General features: G+C 46.0%; 13 protein-coding genes. 3 read left to right on the top strand and 10 right to left on the bottom strand.

Annotation, left to right across the window (positions count from 1 at the left end):
- Positions 1 to 321: 321 nt before the first annotated feature.
- The 6 genes from B9A32_RS11570 to B9A32_RS11540 form a co-directional block, all read right to left on the bottom strand.
- On the bottom strand, positions 322 to 1,779 hold the full coding sequence (locus B9A32_RS11570; protein ID WP_084069572.1) for an efflux RND transporter periplasmic adaptor subunit: 1,458 nt from the start codon (positions 1,777 to 1,779) through the stop codon (positions 322 to 324).
- A 117-nt stretch (positions 1,780 to 1,896) separates the two neighbouring features.
- Positions 1,897 to 3,552 carry a TolC family protein gene (locus B9A32_RS11565; RefSeq protein ID WP_170923801.1) on the bottom strand — a complete coding sequence of 552 codons (1,656 nt, stop codon included), beginning with the start codon at positions 3,550 to 3,552 and terminating at the stop codon, positions 1,897 to 1,899.
- Positions 3,545 to 4,918, bottom strand: a complete 1,374-nt coding sequence (locus B9A32_RS11560) for a TolC family protein (RefSeq protein ID WP_084069568.1) — start codon at positions 4,916 to 4,918, stop codon at positions 3,545 to 3,547. Before B9A32_RS11560 ends, B9A32_RS11565 begins: the two co-directional genes overlap by 8 nt.
- A gap of 668 nt (positions 4,919 to 5,586) precedes the next feature.
- Positions 5,587 to 7,899 carry a hypothetical protein gene (locus tag B9A32_RS11550; RefSeq protein WP_084069563.1) on the bottom strand — a complete coding sequence of 771 codons (2,313 nt, stop codon included), beginning with the start codon at positions 7,897 to 7,899 and terminating at the stop codon, positions 5,587 to 5,589.
- The gene (locus tag B9A32_RS11545) at positions 7,900 to 9,249 is read right to left on the bottom strand and encodes a sigma-54-dependent transcriptional regulator (RefSeq protein WP_084069561.1); all 1,350 of its coding nucleotides are present in this window, start codon (positions 9,247 to 9,249) and stop codon (positions 7,900 to 7,902) included.
- A gap of 5 nt (positions 9,250 to 9,254) precedes the next feature.
- Positions 9,255 to 10,607 carry a two-component system sensor histidine kinase NtrB gene (locus B9A32_RS11540; RefSeq protein ID WP_170923800.1) on the bottom strand — a complete coding sequence of 451 codons (1,353 nt, stop codon included), beginning with the start codon at positions 10,605 to 10,607 and terminating at the stop codon, positions 9,255 to 9,257.
- A 351-nt stretch (positions 10,608 to 10,958) separates the two neighbouring features.
- Between B9A32_RS11540 and B9A32_RS11535 the strand changes: the two genes are divergently transcribed.
- The 3 genes from B9A32_RS11535 to B9A32_RS21725 all read left to right on the top strand — a co-directional run bounded on the left by B9A32_RS11535 (position 10,959) and on the right by B9A32_RS21725 (position 13,311).
- Entirely contained in the window at positions 10,959 to 11,957 is a 999-nt protein-coding gene (locus B9A32_RS11535) for a methyltransferase (RefSeq protein ID WP_084069557.1), read from the top strand.
- 84 nt (positions 11,958 to 12,041) lie between these two features.
- Positions 12,042 to 13,055: a low-specificity L-threonine aldolase gene (gene ltaE / locus B9A32_RS11530; RefSeq protein ID WP_232367137.1), complete on the top strand. Its 1,014-nt coding sequence runs from the start codon at positions 12,042 to 12,044 to the stop codon at positions 13,053 to 13,055.
- Complete coding sequence (locus tag B9A32_RS21725) at positions 13,021 to 13,311, top strand: hypothetical protein (RefSeq protein ID WP_084069553.1); 291 nt, start codon at positions 13,021 to 13,023, stop codon at positions 13,309 to 13,311. Before ltaE ends, B9A32_RS21725 begins: the two co-directional genes overlap by 35 nt.
- 25 nt (positions 13,312 to 13,336) lie before the next feature.
- Here the strand turns inward: B9A32_RS21725 and B9A32_RS11520 are convergent, their stop codons facing one another.
- The 4 genes from B9A32_RS11520 to B9A32_RS11505 all read right to left on the bottom strand — a co-directional run bounded on the left by B9A32_RS11520 (position 13,337) and on the right by B9A32_RS11505 (position 19,721).
- The gene (locus B9A32_RS11520; RefSeq protein WP_232367136.1) at positions 13,337 to 14,239 is read right to left on the bottom strand and encodes a GAK system ATP-grasp enzyme; all 903 of its coding nucleotides are present in this window, start codon (positions 14,237 to 14,239) and stop codon (positions 13,337 to 13,339) included.
- Positions 14,224 to 15,885, bottom strand: a complete 1,662-nt coding sequence (locus B9A32_RS11515; RefSeq protein ID WP_084069551.1) for a PhoU domain-containing protein — start codon at positions 15,883 to 15,885, stop codon at positions 14,224 to 14,226. The genes B9A32_RS11520 and B9A32_RS11515 overlap by 16 nt, the downstream gene beginning before the upstream one ends.
- 257 nt (positions 15,886 to 16,142) lie before the next feature.
- Positions 16,143 to 17,297, bottom strand: coding sequence for a hypothetical protein (locus tag B9A32_RS11510; protein WP_232367135.1), 1,155 nt, complete (start codon positions 17,295 to 17,297; stop codon positions 16,143 to 16,145).
- A gap of 153 nt (positions 17,298 to 17,450) precedes the next feature.
- Positions 17,451 to 19,721 (bottom strand): inorganic phosphate transporter, encoded by a 2,271-nt coding sequence (locus B9A32_RS11505; protein WP_084069549.1) that lies wholly within the window; start codon positions 19,719 to 19,721, stop codon positions 17,451 to 17,453.
- Positions 19,722 to 19,959 lie beyond the last annotated feature (238 nt).

Below are 19,959 nucleotides of genomic sequence, written 5' to 3'. Positions count from 1 at the left end.
CGCCAGGCATTAACGGAAATACGGTCCGCCCGTGGCAGTTATATACAATGCAGCCTCCAAGGCAAGCTAAGGCAGAGCCGCCCCTCCGATGGGTAATAGGAACCGGACAATTGAGCTGTCTACAGTTCCGGTCCGGGCCGGGGGCGGCGGTACAATACCATTTGGCTCCGCGTCTACGACCCTATATTTGTTATGTTCCACAGGACATGCCCGTTATAAAAAATCAAATTTTATAGAAAACAGGCAAGCACCCCCCTGAGTCTTTAGCTCAGGGGTTGTTGACACGGTTTAAAGGCAAAAATTTACGGTAGTTTTAAAGGGCTATTTCATATCTTCAAAAAAATCATCTGCATCATCCAGGGCAGGTGTTGACGATTCTTTAGCAACGTCCATCATCTTTTTTACCGCCTCCTGGAGCTTTGACTCCGAATCCAGGAGAAACTGCCCTGATGTCACCACCGACTCCCCGGGCCCAAGCCCCGTTATTACCTGCACCTTCCCGTGATCCAGGGAGGCGCCAAGGGACACTTCTCTTGGTGTAAACTTTCCCTCCCCCCGGGCCACAAACACAAGATTACGCTCACCAGACCGAATCACCGATTCCGAAGGGATCATAATCCCCGTTTCTGTACCCCCGGTTTTGATGGAGACATCCCCATACATCTGGGGCTTTAACTCCATCAAAGGATTTTCAAATTCAAGGCGGATCACCACATCCCTGGTTTTTTCCTGGAGATATGGATAAATAAAGGTGATTTTCCCCTGATAGATCTTACCGGGAAGATAAGGAAGTGACATTTGAGCATCCTGTCCCACCCGGACCCGGGCCAGCTCGTACTCATAAATATGTGCCTCCACCCACACCCTGGAAAGGTCTGAAATGGTATAAAGGGGGGTTCCGGCCTTGACATATCCACCCTGGACGGCCCGGTTATGGGTCACAACACCGGAAAAAGGAGATCGAATGCGAACTGTTTTATTCACCTGACCCGAAGCTTCCATGGCTTGAATTTCCGCCTCAGCCACATCAAAGTAACTCAGGCGTCGTCTTGATGATTCCAGAAAACTTCCGGCCTGGGTCTGTCGGCCTCCTTTCAGGGAGCGATACACCGAAAGATACTCCTCCTGGGCGGACAATAACTGGGGAGAATATATTTCAAGAAGGGGCTGCCCTTTTTTCACCGCCTCTCCGGTGAAGTTTACATGTAATTCCTCAATCCATCCATCCACCTTGGGGCTGATCTGGGCCGTGCGGGTTTCATCATAGGTAATATGCCCATAGGTTCTGATGGTATGCTTTAGAATGCCTTTTTCAGCCATTTCCGTACGGATTCCCATGTTTTGCCGGGTGACCGGGTCCACCTTCACCGCCACACCACCAATGAGTTCATCCTCATAAACAGGGGTGAGATCCATTCCCATCTTACTCTTTCCCGGTGCCCCGTAGATCTCCATGGGATCCATGGGTGCCCGCCAATAAGCAATTTTTCGTTCTTTGTTATTTTTTTCATCCCCCGCACCGGCATCGGCTTTTATAACAAGGTCCATGTTGCAGATGGGGCAAAGACCGGGTTCTTTGGTGATGATCCATGGATGCATGCCACAGGTCCACAACTGCTCTTCAGGCTCATCCAGTAAAACCTCTCCCTGGGGCATCACAGACCTGTGGGGAAGATGAAATCCAGCCAGATAAAGTCCAGTTACCATAAGAGCAATCGTTAAAATTACGGTGATGGCAACTATTTTCATGGGAAATATTTTTTTATTATTTTCATTCATGATATCTCCTGTGTGGAATCCCCTTCTCTTCTTGCTTGTTGGTTTAATTGCGTTCTGGGAAAACCATCTTTTTCAACTCTACACAGTTATCTACTGCCATGCCCCATTGCCTTTACATCAGCTCCCTGTTCCAATTATCCGGGCCAGGCGGGCCCTGTAGATACCGATATCAGCCCTGGCTCTGGCATGGGCCAAGCGGGCCCTTAGCCAATCAGAGTAAGCGCCTGCCACATCGGTAAACGACACCCGTCCGGATTCATACTCCCGGGTGGAGACCTCAAGTGCCGTGGCAGACAAGCCCACAACAGTGTCTCCGTACAATTTTGATGTCCTGACGGCCCTATCCAGCTCAGACCATGCCACTCGAACCATTTTTCGGGTCTGTGCTTCCATGTTTTTCAATTTTTCCCTTTTGGCGATTAATCGCTTCCGGGTTTCCATGAGCCAGGAAGATCCAACACCGAACCACGGTTTCTTTGGAAGTCCTTTACCCATGGAGGCCGGTATCTCTTTGGGGAAAGCCGTTCCCATGGACAAAGAGCCAACTTTGAAAACAGCATCATCCCTGTATCGGGAAAATCCCAGATCAAAACCGGGCAAAAGCATGGTTTCTGCCATCTCCACCATGCGCTCCATTTTGCCGATGACGGCCCGAACCTGCTTTAACTCCTGACGATTTTTCTGTGCCCTGTCGTATAAAATTTCAATTTTGGGCACATTAAAAGAAAGAGAAGGCGCAACAGGACTTCCCAGCAAGGTTTCAGGAGGCAAATTCACCAGCGAAAGAATCATGGTCTGGACATTTCGCTTCTTTTCCCGGAGGGTCAGCAATGCATCTTCCAGAACATGAACCTTGACGGTCACCCGGGTCACATCCTGAAAACCGGTTTTTCCGGATCGGTAAAGGGTATCTGCCACCCCATGAAGATTTTTAAACAAAACCAGGGATTCCCGGGTGATGTTCCGGGCCTGGATAAGATACACCAGATTCCAGAACGCCTGCTGAACCTCGGTGACAGCATCGCGCCGGGCCATGGCCAGTCCTTCCCGGGCCGCAGCCACAGAATATGCCACCACCTGGCCCTTTAAGGCGGTAACCCCGGGAAACGGAAAACCGTTATCAATGTAAGATCGCCCCTTTACCGGCCCCACACCATTCATCAAGGCTTTTGTAAACCCGGCATATTGTTCCAGAACAAGGTTAAGATCATCCACCTGACTATGGGTGGCAAGCTCTGCATCCACCAGGAAACGGGCCTGGGCAACACCGGGATTTCTTAAAAGCGTCATTCCTGACAGCAACCCGGGGGAAATCTCTTTTTTCACCAGAGATACTGCTTTTTTTTCGTCTCTGTCCACACCGGAGAGTTTTTTTGCAAGGAAAGACGGAATAACAAAAAATTCTTTTATTTTCTCTGCCTTTTTACCGCCATAAACATCCGGCGATACGCCCCAGTTAATGGCTGAAGGTCCACCTTTTTTATCCATAAAATCTGCTCCCCCATTAAGGTCCATGCCCCGGGAAGCTGTAGTCATGCCAGGAGAGACTTTGTACCGAAAACTTATTTTTCCAGACATCTTTTCCTGCACCGGGAAATCCCCACTACCCCCATCTCCGGGCAATGTTCGTGAATGAATCATCACCCGTGGAATTGCGGAACTTACCGGAGGCGGCGTATAGCTATCCAATGTGGACATCAACGTATTATAATTACACCACCCTGTAAGGGGAGAAAAAATCACCATAAAAATAAAAATTATCCGTTTAACCATCACCTGCCTCCTTTGCCGATTTTCCAGGAACCATCCTGGAGGAATCCAGACATTGATCAAAACCGCCCACAAGACGTTCAAGTTCTGCAAGGGCTCCCCCATGGTCGGCCCTGGCCCTGGCAAGGGATAGTTGAAAATTATAGACCGCAGCCTGGGCTTCCACCACATCGGAAAAACTTCCCTGCCCCTGTTGAAACCACTCCTGGGAAAATTCCAGAGCCTTCAGGGCCTGGGGAAGCATATTGTCCCGGTAAAGGGCCACCAGACGTTGTGAATTGTTGAGTTTAAAGAAAAGGGCGCGTATGGTGCTGTGGGTTTGATTCACGATTTTTGATTTCATGGCTTTTTGCCGGGCGATCCCGGCCCTGGCCATGTTAATCCGACCTTGGTTCTTACCGGACCAAAGGGGAATATTAACGCCAAACTGTATGCCCACGGCATCATCCCCGGCATCTTTTGGGGGAGAGGCAACATCGGGTTCACCAATGGCTGCATAAAAAAGTCCCAGCTTTAAATCAGGCTTGCCTGAATATTCTGAAAAAGCCGCATCAAGCCTTGCTTTTTCAATTTTTAAATCTGAGATGCGAATCCCTTCCTGGTTGGCATCGGCCAGGCGATATAACGTCGTAAGGGAACAGCTAAGTGGCACCATCTCAACATCCTGTAACGCTCCCAGCCCGGTATCAGGGGAACGATTCAAAAGAGTGTTTAATATTGTTTTTTCAGTGTGCCCAAGCTCTTCCAGGAGCAATATATCATACTGGAGCTGCCCTTCCTGGGATTGTGCCTTAAGCAGATCCATCAAGGCGGTGCGATCATCGGCATGGGCCGCTTGTGCCATCTGACTCAATTGCCCCAGTAAAATGGCATTTTGACGGGCAATTTTTTTGGCTTTCTGGATATAAAGCAATTCATGGAAAGACTTGGCAACCTTGGCTCGAATGGACCTTACGCGGGCATCCGTGGCCAGCTTTGCCATGGCCGCCTCTGTTTTAACGACCTCTCCAGAGGTGGATAATTTCCCTGGAAAGGGAATCTTCTGGGACAATGTGGCATTCCACTCCTGGGGACCCAATCGTGTTTCAATGGGACTGGGAAACCAGGTAACCATGAGCTGGGGATCAGGATAGGCTGTTGCCACACGATATTTTTCCACCACCGTGCGCCAAGTCTCAACTTCCACCTGAATGGATGGATTATTTTCAGTGGCGTAATGCAGTACCTGATCAAGGGAGACTTCTTTTGTCAACAAATCATCCACAGAGGTAGATCCATCAAGCTCGCCTGCAAAAAGACGGCTTGCAATCAATGCCAGCATCAACACCACCGGTATGAAGATTAAGATGTTTTTATTCACTTTATTCATCAATTCACCTATTCCAATGACAGTCAAGGATTACATTCATGGGTTTGGCTTTTGAAATACAAGTTAAGATAAAGCAACAAATATGCCCAAGATGGGAGGTCATGAAAAAAAGCTGGGATAAAATCTAATTTCAAAAGGCATAACCTGCTAATTTTAATTCACAAAATCACCGTTCCAAATGGCACATTATTTTTTTATATGTCATACTCCGCAAATCAGGAAATATTTCAAGCTTTGTTGTGGGCAGAACCGGATCAGAATACAGCCCGCCCGTGGCAGTTTTATATACAATGCAGCCTCCAAGGCAAGCTAAGGCAGAGCCGCCCCCCGACGGGCAATAGGAACCGGACAATTGAGCTGTCTACAGTTCCGGTCCGGGCCCATTGCCCGTCGGGGGGCGGCGGTATAATACCATTTGGCTCCGCGTCTACGACCCTATATTTGTTGTGTCCGACAGGAGATGCCCGTTATATCAAAGGCCTCCCAGATCTGGGGCGTATTTCAAGCTTTGTTGTGGGCGGAACCAGATCAGAATACGCTCTGCCCGTGGCAGTTATATTAAAATATAGCGCTGAGATTTCAACGGAGTTACAAAAAAAGAAGTGATAAAATTTTACACAGCTGTCATTATGGGTGCGATAAAATTTCGCACCCATGTGGCATTATCACTATATTTGATATTTTTCTAAATAATCATACACCATGGGATTGGTGCACACTTCGTAATATTTTTTATCTGTCATGCCAATCAACTCAAGGTCTGACTTTTGTACATGGGGAATGGTTCCCTGACGAACAATGATCCGCTGGGATCGACCGGCGACTGTGGGAAAAGTCCCGGTAAAAAAGCTAAGCGTTTCCGACTCAATTCCGGGAATACGGCATTCCACGGACAAAAGTCGAATCTCCTGGGACAATTTTTCAAAGGCCTGGGGGTGCAGCTCTATGCCGTTAACATTATAACGGGCAAAAAGATCATCTGATGTGGCCGCAATTTCTTCATCGGAAGCCGTCTGAAAAACATAATTATTAAAGGACGGTTTTGTTTTCTCCACCTCCTGTCGAATATCTTTGGAGCACCCGGACAAACGATCAGCCAGATTGATGGCCGATGAAATCATGATTTCAAAATCTCCGTCAAAAAAAAGTGTGGGGGGTTCATGGGAAAAGGTGACACCAATACCAATCTCCAAAAGGGGAAGATTAAACTGTTGATTCTTTCCATTGTAACGCTGGATAATCTGCAAAATCGCCTTTGCCAGCCCACAAGCCCTGGCAACGCTGTACCAGCCCTCGGGCATATCTTCCCGCTCATAAATTCCCAGAATCATGGCATCCCCTTCAATGAACACCTTAAATGCACCATATTCAGAGAGCACAGTTTTAATGGGGTCAAACATATTCAAACTAAAATAGGAGGCCGGATTCAAGCCCTTTTCTTTCATCTGGGAAACAATATCAGTGGAACCTCTTATGTCTGCCTTTAAAATGGTGTGGGTGATAACCGGTTTCTCCTCGGTGGTGATCTCATGGGGAAGCAGAAATTCATAAAGGGTATTGTTCACCCGGGAAAGCCTGAGATGCTCTTCATTTGTCACCAGATGAATACGCTCCATGGCCTTTTTGAGCATGAGAAAATTTTGATAATCCCTGTGGTAGCGGAAAAAACCTTTAAGAAAACGAATCAAGTGGTTCTGTTTTTTTGATCTGCCAAGAAATGTTATTCGCCTCAGACACTGCCTTAAGGGACCTTTGGGAAAGGGCACATGGTTAATCTTTGACAATCGTTTGAGTCGATTGATAATGACTTTCCGGGAGCCAGGCACCACCATGAACTGTAAAATCACCTGGGGCACCAGCGGCGGACAATACACAGAACAGATGGATCGAATTTCAAAGGACGCATATATTCTTTTGATGATTCCGGCAGCATGAAATTTTTTATAAAAAAACTTCAACATAAGGCGCTGCTGCTTTGCCGTCTCTTTTAACGCTCTAAAATTTTGCCCTTTTTCCCCCTGCGCCCGAACTGAGACGGCTTTTTCCCGGGTGCTGATAAAATCAAAAAAGATCCCGGCATTATCAACCTGTTTGATCCACCCATCCACAATCTCCCTGCTATACTCTTTTTCATCAATGGCCAAAGGAGACTCATCTGTTTTCCGTGGCAAAGAGGTCACCATGGCCTGGGATCCCAGAAACTGAATATCTTCATTGGAAAACAGCTCCAGAAATCGATTCTGGATGGTGGAAAGCATCACATCGTATCTATCTGCATCTTCCATTCGTTGACCGGGAAGGATGTCGTAGACCTGAATCATGAAGTCATCATCCATCTTACCCACATAAAGAAACGGGTTTAAAAACAGATTCCCGGGCAGTAATGCATCTGCACCAAAATTGGACTCCCGGATTCCCTTAAGGTTTTTGTGATCCACTTCATTGAGGTATTCAAAAACAATTTTTCCTGTATTTCGGAGAATTTTTTTTTTTTTCAACAAAATTTCAGACAGAGCAGCCTTAAGGGCAAGGGGCTCCTCTGAGGAGCGGCTCCGGGAGATCTCTTTTTCCTGGATGGACTGTCGAAAATCGGCCACAAATCTGGCAAAACAAGCTTTAACTTCTCCAATAACAAATGTGGTAACAGCCGTGCGGGCAATATAATCCACCTGGACTTCGCGCCGGACCTTTGCCTGATTGATGGCAGATCGCATCAGGTCTTCATAACTTTCTTTAAAATGATCCCTGGTGGCCATGTCCATACCTTTATCCGTGTCTTTTTTTTCTCCGGAGGGCATGTTCATCTCTTCCATGAGGGAAAAAATAAAAGCTTCTGCACTCCTGCAAAAGGTCTGGCTCAAACAAACATCATATCGATTGTTATCCACCCCGGGGGTTAACCTGTCCAACCCAAAGGGCATGCGATACATTGTCATGGAAAATTGATTCCACCGGGGTTTCCGGGAAAAAAAAAGTCCCATCTAATTTACTCCATATTTTTTCAATTTTAACTGAAGTGTTCTTCTGGAAATTCCCAAAATATCCGAGGTGCGGGTTCTATTGCCCCCGGTCTCTTCCAGGGTTTTTAAAATCATTTTTTTTTCCATCTCCTTTAATGATATTTCCCTGGGAGCCATGAAAGAGGAGGTCTTTTTTTCCTGGATTTTCGGAAATATTGATACGGGCAAATCTTCCGGTGTGATCATGGGACCACGGGTCAATATCACAGCCCGCTCCATGACATTTTCAAGTTCACGGATATTGCCCGGCCAGGAATATTGTTCCAAAAGTGCCTTCACTGAATCGGTACAACCTGTAATGTGTCGCTGGTTCACCTTGCTGTATTTTTCAATAAAAAAACGGGTAAGTAAAGGGATATCCTCTTTTCTACTGCAAAGGGGAGGAAGGGAAATGGAAACCACGTTCAAGCGATAAAAAAGATCTTCCCGGAATCTTTTCTCTGCAATTTCAGATGCCAGAACTTTGTTGGTGGCAGAAATCACCCGGATATCCACCTGGATGGTTTTGCCGCTTCCCAGGGGTTCAAAATTTTTTTCCTGTAGCACCCGTAGCAGTTTAGCCTGGAGACTCATGGACATTTCTGCAATTTCGTCCAAAAAGATACTGCCCTTGTCAGCCATATAAAAACGCCCCCGACGTTCTTTTACGGCCCCTGTAAAAGCCCCTTTCATATGCCCGAAAAGTTCACTTTCAAGAAGTGTTTCCGGTATGGAAGCACAATTGACCTTGATAAAAGGTTCTTTTTTTCTATGGCTGTGGGCATGGATGGCATTGGCAATGAGCTCTTTACCTGTTCCGCTTTCTCCCACAATCAATACCGAGGCATCTGTGGGTGCCACCCGTGACACCATTTCGAAAACAGTTTGCATGGCATCACTTTCTCCGATGATTCCCGGAAAATAAAAACGGTTCCCAGAGGCAATACTTGTGGAATCTCCGGAAACAATGGTATTTTCATGGGAAAGGATATTGCCCAACAGGGATATCATAACATCTATATCGATGGGTTTTGTGATGTAATCCCTTGCCCCTTTTTTCATGGCATCCACCGCCGCATTAATAGAACCAAAGGCTGTCATGAGTATAATGGAAATCCCCGGACGCAGGGTGATCATACGCTTCATGGCCTCAATGCCATCCATGGTTTCCATTTTTACATCCATGAGTACCAGATCATAGGTTCCATGACGGACCTTTTCCAGTGCCCTTTCTCCAGATTGAGCTGTATCCACGTTATAGCCTTGACGGCCCAGCACCGCATGGAGCATTCTTAAATGGGAAGCATCATCATCCACAATCAACAATTTCATTGGAGTCAAGGCACATCCCCTTTGTTTGTCATGGGAAGAGACATGGTAAAGCGACACCCCTTTGGTTTTCCAGGGACCGGACTTTCCAGGGTTAATATGCCGCCGTGATTTTCAACGATTTTATTGGCAATGGCAAGCCCCAGTCCCGTTCCTTTATTACCACCACTGAAAAATGGATCAAAAACACATTGATGATCCCCTATAGGAATGCCGGGGCCTTCATCTTCAACCCATAGATATCCCCGGGAACCATCTTTTTTAACCGCTCCGCCCACGATGATCTTCTGTCCGGCATCAAGGACATTCAGGGCATTTATGAGTAAATTAAGCAACACCTGCTTCATCTGATCTTCATCCATGAAAAGGGGGGGCATATGCTCATCAATCGCCATGGAAATCACAGCGCCCCGGGATCTGAAATCACCCTCAATGAGACGTAGTACATGGCCGACAAGGGGCTTGACATCCACCATTTTTTGATGAAGGGCCAAGGGCCTTGCAAAGGTTATCAAATCTGTAATGACCCCATTGATCCTATCAATCTCTTTGACCATGATCATGGCATATTCGCGGTTTTCCTCATGATCTTCAAAATGATGGACAAAAAACCGGGCAAATCCCCGGATGGAGCTTAAAGGGTTTCGAATCTCATGGGCCACACCGGCACTGAGCTGTCCAATGGCGACAAATTTTTCATTTTTCTGAACCTGCTCCTTAAGTCGCTGCATGCGACTTAAATCTTCAATATATTTTTTAATAATAAAAACAAAAAACACGGCACCGGCACCCAGGGCCAGCAAGATGGAAATCATGATAACGGCATGATGAAAATCGGCACGTCCGGCCGCCTTATAAAGATCCATGGTTAACCCCATAACCACATGGATATCACCATCATTTTTTTCCATCTGCCCTTGGAAAGACCCGGCATCCGGAAGTTGATCGTTTTTTATATCTTCACTTCTCAAGGCATTTTCGTTTAATGAAATAAGCGGTCGTGTTAACTCCAGAATAGGTCTGTTGTCATTGATATTTATGATTTTATAACCATTTCCAAATAATCCCACGTTTTTGTTTGTCAATGATGTCAGAATTTTATTTCCATGGACAGGGGGGGGAAAAACCGCCCCGGTCCGGGGATTAAAGCAATGAATATAAGCCACATTTTCCGTTGTTCCCATTGTTTTCATAATCTGTTCCAGGGCAGGCTTGATCCTTTGTCCTTTTTTCATCTGGGCACGAACATCATTTTTCATGATATGGATCAAAGCATCGGCTTCACGTAAAAGCCATTTTACGGCGTTGTTCCGATCCCGGTCAAGGTTATGCCAGGTGGACCAGGCAATGAATACTGTCATCAGTACCACCACAAGCAATATGAATATGGCCGGCAAAAAGAGTTTAGCAGGAAAATTTGATTTTTCATCTGATAACCGCATGTCTGGATTTATATCACACCATCAGAAAAAAAATTGAATGTTTTTTTTAAAAAGGATAGAATTTTCAAACTCAACTTTCGGTGTTCGCATTTCGTGGTGGGGTCAGGCTTTCGTTATCGAGGCTTTTTTCGTTGGCAAAGACCTTGGTCGATAACATCAATAACAAAAGCCTGACCCCGTCGGCACACTGAGCCCATGGGTACATTTAACAATGCCGGCTTTGAAATGAAGCCCGAAAGTTGAGTTTCAAATATTCAAAAAGGAGGCATTATGCAAAAAGAGCACCTCAATCCGTCAAAACTTCTGAGCCTTTCCGGGGCCTATTGGGAAACCTGCGCCCTGCATGGGGCTGTAAAACTTGATATTTTCACTGCCATGGGCCACAAGGAGACCACGGCCCTGGATGTGGCAAAAAAAATTCATGCAGAGCCAAGGGCTGTGGCCATGCTCCTCAATGCCCTGTGTGCCATGGAACTGATCAAAAAAAAGGGAGAACATTACACCCAGACCCCCATGTCCACCACCTTTTTATGTAAGGACTCCCCCCAATATGTGGGATTCATGATCATGCACCATCACCATCTGGTGGAATCATGGTCCCGGCTTGATGAGGCAGTCATCTCCGGCAAGGCCGTCCGCAGCAGCATATCCCATGATGATGAATCCCGCCGGGAGAGCTTTCTCATGGGCATGTTCAACTTGGCCATGGGCATGGCCCCCGGGCTGGTACCCACCCTTGATCTTTCCGGGAAAACCCGGTTCCTGGACCTTGGAGGCGGCCCCGGCACCTATGCCATCCATTTTTGCATGCACAACCCCAATCTTATGGCAACGGTGTTTGACCTCCCCACCACCCGGCCCTTTGCCCAAAAAACCATTGAAAAATTTAATATGAGTGATCGGATTGATTTCCAGGCAGGTAATTTCATTGAAACAGAGATTCAAGGAAAATACGATGTGGTGTGGCTTTCCCATATACTGCATGGGGATTCTCCTTCTGACTGTGATCTCATTGTGGAAAAGGCAGCACACACCCTGGAACCGGGGGGAATGATGATCATCCATGATTTCATACTGGATCCTGCCAAGGACGGTCCTCTTTTTCCGGCCCTTTTCTCCTTGAATATGCTGCTTGGCACCCAGGGAGGACAGTCTTATTCTGAAAATGAAATTAACGCCATGATGACACGCGCCGGCATTGAAAATATCCGGCGTACCCCCTACCGGGGTCCCATGGAATCCGGGCTCATGGTGGGAACAAAAAAATAATTTTTTATAACTGCCATGGGCAGGCCTTATTCTGAGATTGGTCTATTCATAACAAATATTAAAAAAACACCAAAGGAAAACCCATTGATTGATTTGAGAAGCGACACAGTAACAACACCCGGTGATGCCATGCGACACTGCATGGCCCAGGCAGAAGTCGGAGATGATGTGTATGGTGAAGATCCCACTGTAAACCGCCTGGAAACCCTTTGCGCCGATATGCTGGGAAAAAAGGCTGCCCTTTATTGCAGTTCAGGCACCCAAAGTAATCTCCTGGCCCTTTTAAGCCATTGCAGGCGGGGGGATGAATATATAGTGGGACAAAAAGCCCACACCTATCGATATGAGGCAGGGGGAGCCGCCGTCCTTGGCAGCATCCAGCCCCAACCCCTGGACCTTGAGCCCGACGGCACTCTGGACCTTGAAAAAGTGGCCCAATACATCAAACCCGATGATTTTCACTTTGCCCCCACCGCCCTTTTATGTCTTGAAAATACCCAGGGAGGTAAGGTGCTCCCCATGGAGTATATTGAGGATGCCCGGACCTTTGCCACTGCCAGAAAATTGAAATTTCACCTGGATGGAGCCAGGATATTCAATGCCGCCGTCAAACTCAATTGCCCGGTGACCGATATCACAAACCACTTTGACTCTGTGTCAGTGTGCCTGTCTAAGGGCCTTGGTGCCCCGGTGGGGTCTGTGCTGTGCGCTTCCCCTGAATTGATCCAAAAAGCCAGAAGATGGCGAAAAATGCTGGGAGGCGGCATGCGCCAGGCAGGTGTGCTGGCTGCAGCCGGGATTTATGCTCTGGAAAACAATATTGAACGACTGGCCATGGATCATGAAAATGCCACCCGTTTGAAAGAGGGCCTTTCTGATATTCAAGAACTTGACATCAGCCCGGATTCCGGTCAGACCAACATGGTGTTTGTCTCCACCCGGGGAAAAGGCACCGGTCTTTCTCTTTTTATGAAGGAAAAGGGCATTCTCGTTTCCGATGAGGATGATCTGCGTCTGGTCACCCACCTGGACATTGGGCCGGAGGACATAGAAAAAGTCATTGATGTCTTTAAATCTTTTTTTTCCCGAAGCGTTTGATTATGAACGGTTGCCAGAACCCATTCCCGTTTTGCACTTTCCAAATCCATCCCCACGTTTTTCTGGCAAGCATTTCAAAAAAAGTGTCGACATTTTTGGGGACCATATGATGGATGGCAAATTTTCCTCAAATTCTGGGACACTTTCTATTTTTGCCATGGGCAGAACCAAGTCAAAATCAGGTCAGCCCATGGCAGTTAGGGAGTCCGCAATTTTCAATCTACCGTTTATTCGGGGTCTCATTCACGGGAAATAGCAACCATAGAGTATTATATGGAAAATTAATAAGTTATGAGTCCCTTATCAAGCTGTTCCTGAATATATGTCACATAAAGGTCTGCCGCGTTCATTCCCCTGGCCATGTGAATACCCCGGAAACCACCAAAGGCGGAAACTTCAAACACAACAGGACCGTCAGGAGTCTGAGCCACATCCACACAGGTGAAATCAAGTCCAAACAATGACTGGGCTTTTTGTGCCAGGGCAATGAGTTCCAAAGAAGGGTCAAAGGGTTTATATTCTCCACCGGAGCGTATGGTGGTATTCCACGAATCACCCCGGGCACACCTTGCATAGGTGGTGAGATACCTCCCCCCAAGAAAGACAATACCCAAATCCTGTCGGCCAAAATCAATTTTTTTTTGGATATACATCATGCCGTGTTTTTTGGCAAAATTTTCAATTTTTTCCCGGGCACCGAGCCCTGGGGATATCACTTCCATCCCCCTGGCTTTGGAAGAGAACATCGGTTTAAAAACAGCTTCTTTGTAAGTCTCCACCGCCTTTAATCCCAAATCAACATTTTCTGTAATAATGGTGGGGGGCATGGGAATCTTGCCGTTTCTAAGGGTAATGGTGCAGGAGAGACGATTCAACACCCCCATGATACGATCAGGCGGTGAAAAAACAGGCACCCCTTTACCCTGTAGAAAACGTAAAATATCAAGACGATCCAGCAGGGCAGGAGAGTATTGTGCCCCAATTTTTTTCACCATCAGGGCATCCAGGCTGGAGAGATCAACACCTCCAGACCAGACCGTTCCTGTATCAAGATCAAGCAAGAGATTTTCAAAGTCAACGATAAGACGAAACCCCGTTTTTTTTTCAACGGCATCAGCCAATTGTTCCGAAGACCATCCTCCGGAAATACCAATCACACCGATTTTCATCATTCGTGTCTCCATGATTCATTGTCATAATGCAGTATCTCCCCGGGAAACGGAAAATTTTCCCAGGGTTTCCCATGGTGGGCCATCACTCGTTCCATCAAAATACGGGCATTTTGACACATCACCCCGGAAAATTCTTTATTAAGTTCAAAGCGTGTGGAAGTTAAAAAAGATCTGGCAAGAGCCAGGCTGAGCCTGGCATTAAAAGTAAGATCCCCCTGTTCAAAAGCAAAATGATGAAATACATTGTAAAAATGGTGGGATACTTTATTTAAACGGGCCCGCAGTTCAACATCAAACACCGGTACCCTGAAATTGGAAACCAAGAACACCGCTGCATCCTGGACATAATCCCCCTGCCGGGATCGATAAAGATCAATGTAATGAATCTTCTGATCCTCATGGTTGTAAACAATATTATTGGTATTAAAATCACCATGAATAAAGATGCTGAAAGGGGCGGGCAGCCCCTTCTCAATCTTATGGCAGGCTTGAATAAGGTCACGATCCTCTATGGTTTTGTGACTCCCTTCCCGGGGGCCATGGAAGATTAAAAAATCAGGGTGTACCCGGCAAATGGCGGGAAATCGTTGCATGAGCTGAAACATATAATCTGTGGGACAGGGCTCAGAAACGAGGGTTTTATGCCATATATCCGTCAGGGTTTGCTCAAAAACAAACATGGCATTCTCCATGACAGCGCTGCTTTCGCTTAAAAAGACCTGATCCAGGGTACATCCTGAAAGAAACTCCACCAACAGAGAGGCAGTACGGTATTTTTCATAATATCCAAACACCTTTGGTGCCACTCCCGGACAAATTTTTTCCCATTGATTGATATTGGCCCGCTCCTTCTGAATCTTAAGGATTTTACCTTCTTTGAAAATTCCCTGGGCCTGGAAACCCGAGGGTTTCTTGCGGCTGACCTTACTGATGCGACACCCGGAACGGGAGCCCCATATGGACGCAAAATCAATATCTCCAAGGGTTCCCTTAAATCCAGATTCTGTTAAGGTTTTTTCCAGGGCCTCCACCTGACGAATCTTGATGCGATCCCCCATAATGGCAAAAATAAGCGCTTCTCCAATGTTTAAAATGGAATCGCCGATGCGTTCCAGATATCGAAAAATAAAAATAGTGGTGACCAGATTGGTCACCTCATCCCCTTTTTTCAGATCCCTTAAAAGAATGTTAAAGGTGTGCTCCCACAGGTCATCGAGTTTAAACTCGGCACGACAGATCTCCAGGGCCTGGGAAAGATTCCCATGGTCAAATACCCGGGTAATACGGCTGACACTTTGTTGAATTTCCAGAAACATGGATTGATAATCGTATTTCTGGATAAAATCCTTGCTGGTGAGATATTGGGTTTGGCGGGCAATATTAACACAAAAGTCGGCAATTCTTTCCAGGTTAACACAAATAATATGAAGTGCCCGGATTCTATTCAAAGGGGCCATGTCAGGGGATCTTTTCATATTATAAATATCTGAAAAACAGGCATTTTCAACAATGGTTTTTAAATTATCAATATAGTCGTCCTGGGCTGTTATCTTCTCCAGCACATCAATATTAAAATCGGAAAGCAGGCCATGGGTCAACTTAATCTGATTCTCGGTTTCAATGGCCAGCAATTTAAAATTTCCGATGATTGCCTTCATTAAAAATCAATACCTTTTAAATCTAAAAATTGCATACTCTGCTTTTAACTTTAAGTAATATAGAATATTATCGAATGCTTACACTGAATTCCAACAATTCTTCTACTCACCAAGGTTACAGCACTCAAAACAATCGAACCCTCCAGGGAGCGCCCTTTGGCCAGAACCGCCGCGTTTCCAGAAATTTGCATCAGACCACTACAGCTGCATGTCCGGTGCCTTGCATATCCGGGCAAATGACCTTTGCCATTTTCAGGTTAAATAGAAAGGCGATGTTTGTATTCCTGGATAACCCGCTCCCGACTGACGTTCCCTTTGATCAGTTTTTTGCCGATTTCCAAATCATCCCAGGAAGGCTGAACTCCGATTTCCCGCTGGGGTTTCCCCCCGTTCCGGGAGTTAGAATCTTTAATTTTCTCCCCAAAATGGGTGTCGTCTCCCATTAATATCAAAAGTTTACGCTGATATTTCTCATTTTTCGCATTCATGTCCTGGAGAACGGATATGAGAAAATCGGTATAACGATGGGACTGGGGATTCCACACTTCCACCCCATCCACATCATAGCCTGCCAGAAGTACCGGCCAAAACTGCTCTGGATGGGGAATAACAATGCCAGCATTAAGGGATCTGGCCTCTTCAATGATTTCAGAAGTTCTGAAAAAATATTTCAAAGGGAAATCAGCCTTAACAATTTTTTTCACCGCAGTCAGATAGGTCTGTATTCTGTTAATAAAGGGATCTCCATATTGGGGACGTAAACAATCAAAAAAATTCCTCAACACCTTATTTTTCATGACCTGGGGAGGTAAGCTTGAGCTGTGTTGATCAATGAGAGTTTCAATTTTTTTTACATGGATCCGAACAAACTCAATAAGTTCCGGGTCAGCCCCGGTCTGCCCGGCAGCCGTTTCAATGCGCCGGGTATGGGGCCTGATAATGGTATCCATAAAGTCAAACAGCTGGGAAGAACGATATTTAAAGGTATGCGCCAACATTTTCTTCAAGGTATGGGCTTTTTTAACATTGGTGTCCTTAAAATGAAGCAATATTTGGACTTTTTGATTAAAACCCTTGGAATAGCAATCCACTTCAACCCCGGCAAAGCCCTTGTATTCCATAATTTCATTGTGCTGGGTGGGAATAATCAGCTCATTTTCCCGATGGGGATAAAGCGTATCAATACGCTGGGAAATCAACTCCATGGGAATGAACTCCGGGTGCCAGTGAACCGCCAGAACTGATTTTTGCCGTGGAAATTGCCTGTCTGGGCAGGCAATCTTTTTTTTCTGTTCCGGAGTGAGCTCAAAGGAAACCACCTTGAAAAAAATATCATGGTCCTCCTGGGTGATCTCCTGGAAATTTTCTTTGATCTCTCCTTTTACTATCTCCTTTTCAGCCTTGCTTTGCAATGGGTTCACCTGTCCCTTTCTTCTTACTCATTTTAATACATTTTGATTATGAATAATGAAAAAATACTATTTCACAAAGTGTGCCCGAGTTCACGGCTTAGGTCTTATCTTCGATGCCCAGGGAAAGGAAGCATAAAAGATTGATAGAATCATCTACTCTTTCATACAAAGAAATTTGGGAGGATCCTCCAAGACAAAAGAATCATTGAAAATCTCAAGAAGGCGAACATTCTGGCGCATCATGGTCAAGCAATTACCGCCAATGGCATAAAAAAGAATACTCAAACGGGTTTTTGAAGAGTCTTCTCTGATTCGTTCAATTTGATTTTCATTGATCTCATTAATAAGACATCTCATGTTGTTAAACTCTGAGGTAACCTTATCATAATGGACAAGATCCTTTTTGTTGAACGTCTCCTCCATCATGGTCAACATTGCCATCACGCACGCCCGGACCTGCTTTAACTCCTCAATCTGCACCGGAAGCAACCCTTTATGGCGATTGCTCACATGCCGTGTGGAACGGATGATAATATCCCTGTGGGTATCTGATATTTTCTGAAGACGACGAATGATCTGATAATAATTATAGGACGTTTTTATGTCTTCCTGCTGCTGTAACCGAAGTACCTTAAAAATATTGGCAATAATGATATTGGTCCACATCTGAAATTTTTTCACCTGCTTTCGTTCCTGTTTCAAGCGGTCCAGATCATCTTCAAAAAGAGCATCAAATCCCGTATCCAGAGATTTTTTAATGGATTTCAAGAGGTAGGAGAGATGGTCAAAGGTATCGGACACGGCATCCTTAAAATTGTCCACCTTGTCCATGGTGAAAATATTGATCTCATCTTTTTCTTTTTCCCTGTCTTTATGTTTCACCTGGTTTTTCCAGATAAGAAAACCTGCCACGGCCACAAGCCCCACGACTCCCAGAATCTGAAAATAAAAAAGAACCCCGGCAAAAACAAAGGAGACAACAAAGGCGATAAAGGCGGTCATGAACCAGCCCCCCACCACAGTTAACACCCCGGTGACCCGGTACACGGCACTTTCCCGACCCCAGGCCTGATCGGAAAAAGAAGAACCCATGGCCACCATAAAGGTGACATAGGTGGTGGAAAGGGGCAGTTTAAAGGAGGTGGCCAAAGAGACCACGGCACTGGCAACCATGAGGTTCACCGATGCCCGGATCAAATCAAAGGAAGGTTTATTCTTCTGGCTTACCAAAACAGATTTTGAAACCGGAGCAAGACGTCTGCCCACGGCATCCTGTACAGTTTCGGGAATAATTTTTTTAATGGACCTAAATAAAGAATCCACCATGTTAACAATTTTTCGGGAAAGCCAGATGGATTCAAAGCGTTCCATTCCCTCGTCCTGCTGTCCCAGACTGATTTCCGTTTCTGTCACGGTTTTGGCTTTTTTTGAAAGCCACAGGGTTAACACCATGATGGCTCCTGCCAAAAGCAGCAAAAACGTATGAGATTGTACTTTTTTACTCAATGCCACCATGGTGATCCCCAAAGGATCTGTGGATGCCACAGCGGTCTGATAGGCATTTAAACCGGCCAGGGGCACCCCGATGAAATTCACCAGATCATTGGCGGCAAAGGCCATGGCCAGGGCAAAGGTTCCCACAAGAATAATGGGTTTTAAAATATTTACTTTAAAAACCCTCAACAACACCTGGAACGTCACAGCAGAACCGGAAAAAATGATAAACATGATGAACAGAGAATGGCCTTTAATCCATGCCACCATAGCCGGTGTCATGAAGGTTGCCCCCTTTGCTCCCTTGATTAAAATAAAAAAAGTGATGGCCGTCATGGCCATCCCCCCCCACAGTGCACCATATTTTTTTAACCGGGACTCATAATCAAAGGTAAAGAGAAGGCGGGAAAAAAACTGAACCACAGCCCCGGAAAAAAAAGCCACAATGATGGAAAGTAAAATACCAAAAACAATGATCATGGCCTTGGCCGTATTGATGTAATCCCAGATGGCCATGGTATTGTCCACGGTGCTCACGATTTTTATCAGGGACACGGCAACGGCGGCCCCCAACAGTTCAAACACAATGGATACGGTGGTGGATGTGGGCAATCCATGGGTATTAAAAAGATCAAGGAGCAAAATATCTGTCAACATCACCGCCAGAAACACGGTCATGAGGTTGGGCATGGTGAAAAACTGGGGATGAAAAATGCCTTTTCTGGCCACCTCCATCATACCGCCGGAAAAGGTTACTCCGGCAAGGATGCCGATACTTGCAATGATCATAATGGTTCTAAAGGGGGCCGCTTTGGACCCAATGGCGGAATTTAAAAAATTAACAGCATCGTTGGTGACGCCCACCACAAGATCAAAGGAGGCAAACAATAAAAGAATGCCCACGGCAAAAAAATAAAATTCTACACTCATTTATAAGAAACTCCCGGCAAACCTGACCGCTTGTATGCCCTGTTGAGGGCCCACCGAGTTCAAAACACGGTTCGCCCGTGGCGGTTATGCCTGATAATGGATTAATTTCAATAACAATGTCACATGGACACTTAATAAACCATATTGACGGGCACCACAATATCAGAACAAATTTCTAACAAACTCCTAACATAACGCCGTGTCCGGTTTTTGCCCATCCGCCGGAATGTCACCCTGA

Origin of the sequence: Desulfocicer vacuolatum DSM 3385 (assembly GCF_900176365.1) — a bacterium.
GTDB classification, from domain to species: domain Bacteria; phylum Desulfobacterota; class Desulfobacteria; order Desulfobacterales; family Desulfobacteraceae; genus Desulfocicer; species Desulfocicer vacuolatum.
This window is presented reverse-complemented; position numbering and strand designations above follow the sequence as displayed.